The organism is Streptomyces sp. NPDC060002, from assembly GCF_042737245.1.
In the GTDB taxonomy this organism is placed as follows: domain Bacteria; phylum Actinomycetota; class Actinomycetes; order Streptomycetales; family Streptomycetaceae; genus Streptomyces.
Genome location: NZ_JBHWUW010000110.1, coordinates 1 through 10701, shown reverse-complemented (window position 1 = coordinate 10701; position 10701 = coordinate 1). Strand labels below are relative to the sequence as shown.

Below are 10701 nucleotides of genomic sequence, written 5' to 3'. Positions count from 1 at the left end.
CACAACCTCAACCTCGCCGGATAGTCGGCAGGCTCCGACGGCAGCCAGCCTCATCCCGAACACGTCAAAGATCATTTACGGGACAAGTCTTAGCCTTAACCTGGCGCTTTCACGGAGCGGGCCGTCCCGATAGGTGATCAAGTAAGCAGAAAGCGCGTCTGCCCAGCAATGCCGGTGATTTAGTGCATCGGTCCAGGTGGAGCGCATACTGATGGCGGTTTTGGGTGGGTAGGCCCCTGCGGTGCATGAAGAGATCCACCCCGATCTGATGATGCGCCAGATGATCTCGGGACATGGCAACGGGGCTCCCAGTAGGACAGAAGATCGACCAAGATCCGACTGTCTGCAAGGGAGCCCCGTTGGGCGCTCAGTCTGCCATCGCTGCTGCCTCAATCGTCATGTCAATGACCCGTCCGGTGTCCCCTCGAAGCCCCCGAAGGCGGTTGGAGCCGCAGTTCGGCGACCGGATCCGGCCCGGCGTACTCACTGAGGAGATCCCCCCGAAGTGGTCGACGAGGTACTGGAGTTGGCCGGAAGGGCCGAGCGCCGCCGCGGGCTTCTGCTGGCCCGCCGCGATGGTCTGCTTCGTCCTGGCTCTGTGCTTGTTCAGCAGCTCCGACAGCGCCGGGCCGCCGGGATACCGGGTGGTCCTGCGGACCCTGACCGAGAAACTGCGGCACCTGCCCGGCGGGATCGTCCAGCGCCTGCCCACCAGTCCGGCCTGAGGGGCCCTGCGCTTCTCGGACAGCGGTGTTGAGGGTTCTGTCTATGCCGCGGCCCCGGCGCCGTGTGGTCGACGCGATTCGCTACATCACCGACAACGGGGCGAAGTGGAGGGCACTGCCCGCCGACTTCGGCATCCCCTGGCGCACCGTGTTCGGATACTTCGCCCGCTGGGCAAAGGCCGGCGCGCTCAAGCAGATCCTCGACCAGCTCCGCCGACGGCTGCGGCTGCGCCGCCGACGCTGTCCCTGGCCGGCCCGGGTGATCGTGGACTCCCAGTCCGTCAAAGGCGCGGAGACTGTGTCGAACGCGACGCGCGGCTACGACGCGAACAAACACATTAACGGGCGGAAGCGACATCTCCTTATTGACCAGGACGGCCTGCTCGTCGACCTCCTCGTCACCCCCGCCGACGTCCAGGACCGCGACGCGGCCCGCATCCTCCTCACCCGCCTCCACGCCGAATACCCCGAAATCGTCCTGGTCTGGGCCGACAACGGCTACGCAGGCGAGGAATTCAGCACCTGGGCCCAGGACACCCTGGGAATCACGATCAAGGTCGTCCCCCGCCCCAAGGACGCCAAAGGCTTCGTTCTGCTGCCGAAGAGGTGAGTGATTGAACGGAGCAACTCGTGGACGATGCGGGCCCGGCGCAACGCGAGGGACTACGAGCGGCTGATGTCCCACGCGGAAGCCCACATCCAGTGGGCCTTCATTACCCTCATGTCCCGCCGCCTGGCCCGCCCTCGCCGCCAGACCGAGGCGCTGCCGGTGTCTCTCGCTGCCGCCTGAAGCGCGCTGGTGAACGAACTCGCCGAGGCCGACGCGGGACGACGGCTGTCGTCCGTGATCGCCCGCTACAGCAAGGCCGAGGGGGAGGAACGCAAGGCGACCACGGTCGTGACCAACTCTCCGTTCGCGAGGGGGACAAGATCTTCGGCGACCGGATCAACCTTCTGCGTCACTTTGATCAAGACCGCCTCCTGCCGCTACCAGACCACGGCCGGAGGCGGCAGCGGACCGAAGCCGTGACCGAGCGGATCGAGTACAATTTCGTCTCAAAGTCGTGCGCAAGATCGACGAGGACCGGATATGCACTCAGTCGGAGTCCTCTCCTTCGAAGGAGAGGCATGGAACGTCGGCCGGCTCCGGCGGGCACTGACCGGCATTCCCGACGAGACCCCGCTGGTTCTCCTGGCCGAGTACGAGCCGGGAGAAGTCGAGGAGTACGTCGCCGTGGATGAAAGCCTCCTGAGCCAGGCCGTCGCCCCGCGCATCGCACCGAACAACGATGACTTCACCCTGCTCTGCCGCTTGAGGGACGACGAGGCGGAGGACTGAAAGTTCTCAGCCGGGGGGCGGGTCCGCCTCCGCGGTCGAGCTGACCGGACCGAACCACTCCCGCGGGCGCGGCACCTTCTTGCGCCGCCTGTTCTCACCCCGGAGATCCTCGCCCGGGATCGACAGCGTCACCCAGGCCCCCTCCTCTGCGCCCGCTTCCTCCGCGTCCTCGGCCCACATCATGAAGCGGCTCACGACCTGGCCGATGCGACCGTTGTGCGTACTGCCGGGCTGGACGACCCGCCTATTCTCGCCCACCCTCGGAGCCCGCAACCGGTCCAGCTCCAGGGCCTCCTTCTCCGGCCACAAGCAACACTCATCCACGCACCCGCATCCAACCAGCGTCCGCTGCCGGTGCCGCTCATCGTCAAAGTGCAGACAGCCCACGAAGACCACCCTGTCTTTCAGAGCCTCATGCGCCAGCAAGGCCGCTGTTCACAGTCCGGCGACCGTGTCGAGAAACGGTACTCGCCGGTCGAACGCGTCGTGCCCGTACCAAAGGATGCTCACCTCGGCGCCAGCGGTAATCCACAGGACCGGGTCCGGGTGCTCGTTCGCGAGAACGGCCCCGTAGCCGCCCAGCTCTGCGGACAGGTCCTTGATGAGCTCGTTGAGGTATTCCGTGGTCTCCTCGTCGATCTCGTCCTCGACCGACTCAAGGCACACCCGTCGAAGAACCCGGTTCATCGGCTCCACGACGAGGACGCCCTCGCGGTCGGCGATGGGCACGGTGCTGCGGCCACCGTTCAACGGATAGAAGTTGTTGAAGGCCGCCCACGTACGGATGCAGTCCGGTGCAGGTAGCCCGTCGGGGAGAACGAGCTCGCCGGCTCGCGGATGAGGTACGGCGTTTTCACCGCCCGCGGAGGACCGCAACCGCGCTATGGCGGATTCGATCACGCTCTTGCCGGATATATGCCGTCACCCCAACTGCCTCGACCCGTCTCGGCAACCAGGGCCGAAGCCGTCCCGTGCTGCTTCTGAATCCGTTGCCGACCAGCCTTTCCGGTCAGGCCCGGCTGAACGACTGCTACTGCCTGCAGGCAGGCCTATGCATCCAGCCGCCACTGATAAAGACCGCTGGCATCGCTTGTCGCCCACGTGCCGGCATGGACGGAATGAAATGCCGAGCGACTGACGCCGGTTGGATACGTAACCTCTCCCAGGAATTCCAAACTGCGGGCGTCGAAGGCAAGATGGCGAGCGCAATTCCATTTCGCGTCAACCGTCTCCAGAAGAACTGTCCCCCGGTCAAGGTACTGGGCATGCAGCGGCCACTCTCCGCTTTCGAGAAAATCGCCGTTCGGCCGATGTGCGATTGCCGCCTTACTGGAAAAGTCATGGATCGTGATCCCTTCCGAGTCGCGCGGGAGAGTCAAGTAGGCGAAACCATCGGGATGAAGGTCGACTAGAGACCGGGATACATCACCAGTAGTGACAACCTGCGGAGAGCCTTCATGGATGCTGCCCCAATAAATGCGCGAACCGTCTTGTCCCTCGCCGACACTCAAACCCATGTGCACCTGGTCCGGATGGCGAAGTGTCACCGAACCCGTGGCCTCGCACCCAAGCCACTTGCGCCCGATCACCTTCCCGGTCGCGGCGTCAATCACCCACCACTGGTCGCCCCAGCTCTCAGGGGCGCTCCAGTCGCCGGAGGATGCCGCGGTCTCCACGTCTTCATCGTCTTCATCGTCTTCCCAAAGTCCATCCTCTTCTTCGGATCCAAGTTCGGTTTCGGGGACGGTAGCCCAGATCGCGTTTCCGTCTGCCGAAAATTCACACGAGCCAGAGTAGGAATACCCCGTCCCCCAGGGGGTGTGCTGTACAGACCAGAGGACGTTGCCGTGCTCGTCAACGAGGCGTATTTGATCCTTCCGTCCGACGACAACACGGGCCAGATCTGGACTGACGGCGAATGATGAAACATGGCGTCCGAGGTCGTACTGCCGGACCGGAGCAAACTCCAAGTCGAATATTTTGAGTATGCCTTGCTCTTGCAGATACCATCCGCGACCGTCTTTGAGTCGACTCAGTCCCGGCTGCGGGATCTCCACCTTCGCTACCATCTCTGCTCTCATGGGAGCATTATTCAGGCACGCGAGCAGAATACAACTAGAGCCGGAAGGAGAGAACGCTGTTGGGGACTTCTGGCCGAGGAGGCGCTGCGGAGGCATGGGTGTCGACTCCCGAGAACGACCGGGAGGTCCTAGCCTTCGCCGTCCTCGTCTGTGTCGGTGTCCTCCTCGGCGTCGCGGCCACGCAGCGGACGCAGGCCCGTGGCCGGGTTGGTGGCCTGGAAGGGGTAGCGGCCGTGGGGAGATGCTCGGCCGCTACGCCTTCCACCTGCCCAACCTGCCTGGCGGCCTGCGCCCACTGCGCGACCCGGATGCCCCCGAGGACGAGTGACTCGCCGGTGGGCCGGCGCCTTCCTCGTAGGGCGGCGCCGGCCTCGGTTCTCCTCAACGAGTTACTGCCCATCGGTGGGCACTGCCCTGGTGAACGGCGGCGTAGATGCGGTCGCGCAGCAGGTTGGCGTCATGGTCGGCGAGGGTCCGGTCCAGGTGGCGCAGGACCACTTTGAGGAGCACATTCTTCTGGTCCGGGCGGGCTCCGAGCCGCTGCAGCGCTTGCGGCGGCAGTTCGGCGAACGGCGTCTGCGTGAGGATCTCGACCGCCTCCACGCAGTCGGCGTCTTGGCCCAGGGCGTCGCGGACCCGGTCTCCGAAATCTTCCGCAAGGTCGTCGCGGTCTACCGCGACGACAGCTCCCGGCCCGGACAATGCTCCGGTTAACGACGGCACCCCTGGGCGGCGGCTCGTCGTCCGGGGTGTGCTGCCGGCCCCCCACGAACAAGGCGTGGGGAGAGTCGTCGTCTGGGACTGCCAGGACATCGCGACCTCGGTCGCATACGACCTGCCCCTACTCGACCGCCACGGCGACAGCATCGCCACCTCCACGCTGGCAGTCGTCCTGCGGCAGGCGGTTCGGCAGGCATCCGCCACCCCATGGACCGCAGTGGAAGTAGGCCACGCCCGTGACCGGTACGGCATCTCCGCCATCACCGTGGCCAGGCTCGCCGTGTACGCGGTCACATCCCAGGAACCGGTCATGAACCCGCAAGGTGCTGGCCCGGGCAATCACGGTGCCCGGGTGGTCGGCCGTGGACAGGTGGACGGCCGCACCGTCGTACACGAACCGAACCCCGTCCCGCTCAAGGTCCCGCCGTCCGTCGGGGAGCCTGGCTCAGGAGGTCCTACAGGTCCCGGATCGTCAGCTGAGCCATATCCTCTCCCCCCGTTTGAGTGGCCGATGCTCTCTTTGCGTCCCACGAGGGCACGGCATCTCGTCGCCGCGTGATGAGCACCGGCTACTCATGTAGGCACAGGAGTAGCCGCCCTAACCTGGCGGCGGGTTTGCGTGACTCCGGTCCCCCGAACCTTCGCTGTACCCGGGTTCTGCGGACCTGGCGGCGCATCAGTGACATTCCGGGAGACGGCGCAGTGCGAAGGAGACCGCGACGCGCTTGGCCCAACTCGTGATGCAGCCGCGCGAGCCGCACCAACGCCACAGTCGCAGCGCGGGGCTGGGGCTGGGGCTACCCATCAATGCCCACCCAGGAAAGAAGCATTCTTGCTTCCACACGCCCGGGAGTCACCCGTTTTGTCTGTCGAGACCATGCAATCAATGTCCGTCTCCCTCGCTGTCGTCGGCGCGGGTCCGCGGGGCACGAGTGTCCTGGAACGTCTCTGTGCCTCCGCTCCGGAACTCCTTCCGCGCGGGACTCGGTTGACCGTGCATGTCATCGATCCGGCGCCGCCGGGTCCGGGCCAGGTCTGGCGCACCGCCCAGTCCCCGGAGCTGCTGATGAATACGGTGGCCTGTCAGGTGACGCTGTTCACCGACGAGAGCGTGGAGTGCGCCGGGCCGGGCCGGCCGGGGCCGAGTCTGTACGAGTGGGTTCTCGGCAGCGGCTCGGGCGTATACGGGGAGTCGGGGCCGCAAGGTGGTGAACAGGGACGCGGCGCGGTGGGCCCCGATGACTATCCCACCCGTGCCCAGTACGGGCGTTACCTGGAATGGGTGTTCGCGCAGGTGGTCGGCTGTGCCCCGGAGGCTGTACATGTCGAGGTGCACACCGCCCGCGCGATGCGTCTGGAGGATTCCCCCGACGGCCGTCAGTCGCTCACCCTCTCCACCGGCCATACCCTGACCGGACTGTCCGCGGTGGTCCTCGCCCAGGGCCACCTCCCCTCGGTCGCGGACCCGGCACAGCAGGAGCGCGCGGCGCACGCGGCCCGCCACGGCCTGCGCCACATCCCGCCCGCCAACCCCGCGGACGTCGACCTCTGCCTGGTCGCGCCGGGCGAGCCGGTCCTGCTGCGCGGCCTGGGTCTCAACTTCTTCGACCACATGGCCTTGCTGACGACCGGCCGTGGCGGCCGCTTCGTCCGCACCGCCGGTGGCGGACTGCACTACCGGCCCTCGGGCCGCGAACCCCGCTTGTACGCGGGCTCACGCCGCGGCGTCCCGTACCAGGCGCGCGGCGACAACGCGAAGGGTCCCTACGGCCGCCATACGCCGCTGCTGCTGACAGACGAGGCGATAGCTCGCTTCCGCAAGCGCGCCGACTCCGGCGAGGCCCCGGACTTCCTGGCCGAGATATGGCCGTTGGTGGCGAAGGAGGTGGAGGCGGTCTATTACGAAGCCCTGCTGGCCGCCCGGAAGGCGACGGACCGGCGGGAGTTCCGGGACCGTTTCCTCGCCGCCCACCATAGGCTTGACGAGAGCACCCTCTTCGATGAGTTCGGCATATCTCCTGCCGACCGCTGGTGCTGGGACCGCATCTCCCGCCCGCACAGCGGGATCACTTTCGGCTCACCGGCAGATTGGCGGAGCTGGCTCCTCGACCATCTTCGGGAAGACGCCGCCCAGGCCGCGCTCGGCAATGTCGAGGGCCCCCTCAAAGCCGCCCTGGACGTGCTGCGCGACCTGCGCAACGAACTGCGTCTGATCGTCGACCACGGCGGCCTGTCCGGCGTCTCTCGCCAGGACCACTTGGATCGCTGGTACACCCCGCTGAACGCCTTCTTGTCCATCGGTCCGCCCAGGCGGCGCATCGAGGAGATGACCGCGCTGATCGAGGCGGGCGTCCTGGACGTTCTGGGCCCCCGGCTGGAGGTGCGGGCCGAGGCGCGGGGCTGGGTCGCGCACTCCCCCGACGTGCCGGGCTCCTCCGTATGCGTGCGCACACTTGTCGAGGCGCGGCTGCCGGAGCCGGATCTGAGGCGCACCGCTGACGAACTCCTCGCCGGCCTGTTCCGGGCGGGAGCATGCCGCCCGCACCTCGTGGACGGGTACGGAACTGGCGGCCTGGACGTAACGCCGCGCCCGTACCGCCTGATTGACCGTCAGGGCACTGCGCACCCAAGGCGGTTCGCATTCGGGGTGCCCACGGAGGGCGTGCACTGGGTGACCGCCGCGGGCGCCCGGCCCGGCGTGGATTCGGTCACGCTTTCGGACGCTGATGCCGTGGCGAGAGCTGCCTTGCGTGCGGCAGCAGCCGACAGCACATGAGTGCGCGCCTCAACAGCGCACAGCCCTACGTCACCGCTTGAGTGGACGCTACTCGCAGCCAAGCGATGCCGAGCGCCGCGCCGACCAGCGGCGCGAGCTCCATGCGGGGGAACCGTCCTCGCCGTGGACGAGGGCGGCGATTGTGTTCGTGGGGGAAGACCGTTCAGGCGCCGAGCGGGACGGACAGCACAGCGGCGGCGGTGACCCACGCAGGAGGCAGGCATGCTGCACCTGCCGCTGCGCGCGTCCTTCCCTCTGACCTCACGTGCGCGTTCGTTCGCTTTTCGTGGTGAATGCGGATTGCAAAAACGGATTTCGTCGAATACTGGCGATTGAATGACGATATCGGTAGCGTTCGACTGACCGAGCGAAAGGACCGACGTGAACCACAGCCCACTCCCTCCCACGCTGCCGGACACCGACCGCACCCGTCATCGTCGTCTGCGGGACCAGGGAAGTCTGGACCGTGCCGAACTCGACGCAGTCCTGAACGCGGGCTTCACCTGCCACCTCGGAGTGGTCGTCGACGGGCACCCAATGGTCGTTCCCACGATCTACGGCAACAGCGGACGGAACCTCTTTTTCCACGGTTCGGTGGCCAGCCGAAGCCTGGTCGCCTCGCCTGAGGCAACGGTGTGCGTCACGGTGACGCACATCGACGGTCTTGTCCTCGCACGGTCGGTGTTCGAACACGGCGTGAACTACCGCAGCGCGATGATCTATGGCGTCCCGCGCCTGGTCACGGACCTGGAGGAGAAGCTCGAGGGGCTGCGCTGCCTGACCGAACAGGCCGCACCGGCACAGTGGGACTACGCACGCCGACCGAACCGCAAGGAATTGGCGGCGACGACCCTGCTCGCCCTCTCTCTTGAGGAAGCGTCGGTCAAGATACGCACCGGCGGGCCGGACGACGGTGACGGACCCGACGCCGCCCTCGGGCTCTGGGCCGGAGTCCTTCCCCTGGTCTCGACCTGGGGCGAACCGGAAGCCGACCCTCTGCTCCCGGCTGGCATCGAACGGCCCGGGCACATCGTGGCCCGCAGCGGTACTCGTCTCGGGTGATCAACGGAGGGCGTTGCAGACCAGGCACAGCTCCACGAGGGCCTCCCGGCGACTGTGGCGTTCTTTGTGACCAAGCAGCACGGTTGTGACCGTGCTGCCGTGACGGCACAATCTCTCGCCGGCTCCGAGTGCTGTGAGCTCGAGGCCCCGCGCTGCTCCGACGGTTGCCTGGCAGTTCCTTCGCCCAGGCTCGTCGGTGAACAAGTAGTTCCTACTCAAGCGCTGAGCGCATCTCGCGATTCAAGATCTCTTTCGACGTGCGGGCTGCGGGCCCGTCGACAAGGTTTTGGGAGTACTGATGAGCGCACACGGTGACGTGGACCTGGGCCATACGGTGGCTGGGTGGACCGGAACGTCCATCGCGGTGGTTGGGTTCAGCGTCGCTGGCCACGGCATGATTCTCTGGTCTTGTGATTGCTTCGGGTTGCGCCGTCGTCGCCCTAACGTCACTGTGTCGGCTGCCGGATGGCGGGACGACGGCAGCGGCGGCTGTAGGTAAACCGGTGCCCGAAGCAGTTGGTGCCCATCTGTAGAGCAGTGCTCTGACGTCCAAGACTCGTCCTGCGGGCGTGGACTTTCCTATCCAGCTGTCACCGCTGACGCCTTTGCGTGTCAGGCGTCGGGTCATGAGAGTGATGATGGCCCAGCTCAGGTGAGCTTCTTCAACTGGTGGGCGGGCGGGAGAGCAGATGGGTGCACCGCTGCACGTCGGCGGGTCGGGGGCCGGCACAGCGGCGAAACGCGTCGCCACCAATGCGCTCTTCTGTGTGCTGTGCGTGCTGGGCGAATCCCTCGCGCTGGGCGGCGCATTGGGGCTGTCGTGGGAGGCCCTGCATGAGGTGCTGGGCGTGACGCCGTTGGCGTAGCAGGCCACGCGTCGACGCTAAGCGACCGAGGCCGACGACTACCCGTCGCGCTTCACCCTCGCGCCGGCCCGCAAGGACGCCGATCTCGTCGCCGACGCGGTCAGTGACCGCGGGGTCGGCCTCGGCCTGACCGCGGCGGCCCGGGACGGGCTCGCCGACGCCGAGCGCGCGAGGCGCGCCGGCCAGGACTACCCGGCCTCCCTTGGCCACATCCTGCACGCCTCGACGAAAGGACACCACCGATGATTGTGATCGCTCACCTCAGCGACACCCACATCGACAGCGGGCACCGCAGTTCCGAGCGCACCCGGGCTGTCATGGACTACCTCGAAGACCTCCCCTACGACCTGGACGCGGTCCTGGTCACCGGTGACATCGCCGACCATGCCCTGCCCTCCGAGTACGAGCGGGCCCGTCAGTTGCTGACCTCCCGGCACCCGGTCATGATCTGCCCCGGCAACCACGACGAGCGCGCAGCGTTCCTGCAGTTCCTGCTGGGGCAGCCGCCATCGGCGGGACCGATCAACCAGGTGCACCACACCGCCGACTTCGTCATCGCGCTATGTGACTCCTCGGTGCCGGGCAAGGACGAGGGCTTCCTCGATGACGAAACCCTGGAGTGGCTGGCGGACGTCCTGGCTCGGACCCCGGCCGAGGTGCCCGTATTGGTCGGCTTCCACCACCCGCCGACCTTGCTGCACGTCCCCCTCGTCGACAGCGTCCGCCAGTGCGGAGCAGAGCGACTCGCCGCACTGACGGACCGCCACCCCAACCTCGCAGCCTTTCTGTGCGGGCACGCCCATACCCCGGCGGCGACCGTCTTTGCCGGACGCCCACTGCTGGTGGCACCGGGAGTGGTTTCCACGCTCAGGCTCCCGTGGGAACACCACGCCCACCCCGTGGACTACGTCCACCTCGATCAGCCACCTGCACTCGCCTTCCACGTCCTGGACGACGGTGGACGGCTGACCACTCATTACCGGTGCGTGGTGTGAACAACTGATCGCGTTGTCGGCGTACACGTGAACGTGGCCCTGGCAAGATTTTCGTAGCCGGAGATCATCTGGGTGCTGAGGTCGGCATGACGGGCAGCCTTTGAGTGTGCTCTGTTGAACTGTCGTACCTGTTACCG

The 10701-nt window shown here is 66.7% G+C and carries 13 protein-coding genes and 1 pseudogene; 11 read left to right on the top strand and 3 right to left on the bottom strand.

Annotated features, from left to right (window positions below; all coding sequences use genetic code 11):
- The first annotated feature begins 404 nt into the window (after positions 1 to 404).
- Genes ACFWBD_RS41030 through ACFWBD_RS41010 form a run of 5 tightly spaced genes read left to right on the top strand, consistent with a single transcriptional unit; the run spans position 405 to position 2064 of the window.
- Positions 405 to 725: a hypothetical protein gene (locus ACFWBD_RS41030; RefSeq protein WP_385679199.1), complete on the top strand. Its 321-nt coding sequence runs from the start codon at positions 405 to 407 to the stop codon at positions 723 to 725.
- A gap of 43 nt (positions 726 to 768) precedes the next feature.
- A complete protein-coding gene (locus tag ACFWBD_RS41025; RefSeq protein WP_385679196.1) occupies positions 769 to 1335 on the top strand; it encodes an IS5 family transposase in 567 nt (188 codons plus the stop codon).
- Complete coding sequence (locus ACFWBD_RS41020; protein ID WP_385679193.1) at positions 1336 to 1515, top strand: hypothetical protein; 180 nt, start codon at positions 1336 to 1338, stop codon at positions 1513 to 1515.
- Positions 1516 to 1524: 9 nt separating this feature from the next.
- Entirely contained in the window at positions 1525 to 1755 is a 231-nt protein-coding gene (locus ACFWBD_RS41015) for a hypothetical protein (RefSeq protein ID WP_385679190.1), read from the top strand.
- A gap of 60 nt (positions 1756 to 1815) precedes the next feature.
- Entirely contained in the window at positions 1816 to 2064 is a 249-nt protein-coding gene (locus ACFWBD_RS41010) for a DUF6225 family protein (RefSeq protein WP_385679187.1), read from the top strand.
- 6 nt (positions 2065 to 2070) lie between these two features.
- Here the strand turns inward: ACFWBD_RS41010 and ACFWBD_RS41005 are convergent, their stop codons facing one another.
- The 3 genes from ACFWBD_RS41005 to ACFWBD_RS40995 all read right to left on the bottom strand — a co-directional run bounded on the left by ACFWBD_RS41005 (position 2071) and on the right by ACFWBD_RS40995 (position 4145).
- The gene (locus tag ACFWBD_RS41005) at positions 2071 to 2373 is read right to left on the bottom strand and encodes a hypothetical protein (protein ID WP_385679184.1); all 303 of its coding nucleotides are present in this window, start codon (positions 2371 to 2373) and stop codon (positions 2071 to 2073) included.
- A 126-nt stretch (positions 2374 to 2499) separates the two neighbouring features.
- Complete coding sequence (locus tag ACFWBD_RS41000) at positions 2500 to 2793, bottom strand: hypothetical protein (protein ID WP_385679181.1); 294 nt, start codon at positions 2791 to 2793, stop codon at positions 2500 to 2502.
- A gap of 320 nt (positions 2794 to 3113) precedes the next feature.
- Complete coding sequence (locus ACFWBD_RS40995; RefSeq protein WP_385679178.1) at positions 3114 to 4145, bottom strand: hypothetical protein; 1032 nt, start codon at positions 4143 to 4145, stop codon at positions 3114 to 3116.
- Positions 4146 to 4547: 402 nt separating this feature from the next.
- On the opposite strand from ACFWBD_RS40995, the gene ACFWBD_RS40990 reads away from it, so the two are divergent.
- The 6 genes and pseudogenes from ACFWBD_RS40990 to ACFWBD_RS40965 all read left to right on the top strand — a co-directional run bounded on the left by ACFWBD_RS40990 (position 4548) and on the right by ACFWBD_RS40965 (position 10564).
- Positions 4548 to 4859 (top strand): hypothetical protein, encoded by a 312-nt coding sequence (locus ACFWBD_RS40990; RefSeq protein ID WP_385679175.1) that lies wholly within the window; start codon positions 4548 to 4550, stop codon positions 4857 to 4859.
- A gap of 892 nt (positions 4860 to 5751) precedes the next feature.
- Positions 5752 to 7641 carry an FAD/NAD(P)-binding protein gene (locus ACFWBD_RS40985; RefSeq protein ID WP_385679172.1) on the top strand — a complete coding sequence of 630 codons (1890 nt, stop codon included), beginning with the start codon at positions 5752 to 5754 and terminating at the stop codon, positions 7639 to 7641.
- Positions 7642 to 8022: 381 nt separating this feature from the next.
- Positions 8023 to 8703: a pyridoxamine 5'-phosphate oxidase family protein gene (locus ACFWBD_RS40980; RefSeq protein ID WP_385679169.1), complete on the top strand. Its 681-nt coding sequence runs from the start codon at positions 8023 to 8025 to the stop codon at positions 8701 to 8703.
- A 298-nt stretch (positions 8704 to 9001) separates the two neighbouring features.
- A pseudogene (locus ACFWBD_RS40975) lies at positions 9002 to 9100 on the top strand (HGxxPAAW family protein); the annotation flags it as partial.
- Between the two features lie 292 nt (positions 9101 to 9392).
- Positions 9393 to 9569 (top strand): hypothetical protein, encoded by a 177-nt coding sequence (locus tag ACFWBD_RS40970; protein WP_385679166.1) that lies wholly within the window; start codon positions 9393 to 9395, stop codon positions 9567 to 9569.
- A 242-nt stretch (positions 9570 to 9811) separates the two neighbouring features.
- On the top strand, positions 9812 to 10564 hold the full coding sequence (locus ACFWBD_RS40965) for a metallophosphoesterase (protein WP_385679163.1): 753 nt from the start codon (positions 9812 to 9814) through the stop codon (positions 10562 to 10564).
- Positions 10565 to 10701: the final 137 nt, after the last annotated feature.

Excerpts from the sequence above, each read along its gene's own strand:
- ACFWBD_RS41030 (WP_385679199.1), top strand. The coding sequence starts at position 405 with ATGACCCGTCCGGTGTCCCCTCGAAGCCCCCGAAGGCGGTTGGAGCCG.
- ACFWBD_RS41025 (WP_385679196.1), top strand. The coding sequence starts at position 769 with ATGCCGCGGCCCCGGCGCCGTGTGGTCGACGCGATTCGCTACATCACC.
- ACFWBD_RS41010 (WP_385679187.1), top strand. The coding sequence starts at position 1,816 with ATGCACTCAGTCGGAGTCCTCTCCTTCGAAGGAGAGGCATGGAACGTC.
- ACFWBD_RS40995 (WP_385679178.1), bottom strand. The coding sequence starts at position 4,145 with ATGAGAGCAGAGATGGTAGCGAAGGTGGAGATCCCGCAGCCGGGACTG.
- ACFWBD_RS40985 (WP_385679172.1), top strand. The coding sequence starts at position 5,752 with ATGTCCGTCTCCCTCGCTGTCGTCGGCGCGGGTCCGCGGGGCACGAGT.
- ACFWBD_RS40970 (WP_385679166.1), top strand. The coding sequence starts at position 9,393 with ATGGGTGCACCGCTGCACGTCGGCGGGTCGGGGGCCGGCACAGCGGCG.
- ACFWBD_RS40965 (WP_385679163.1), top strand. The coding sequence starts at position 9,812 with ATGATTGTGATCGCTCACCTCAGCGACACCCACATCGACAGCGGGCAC.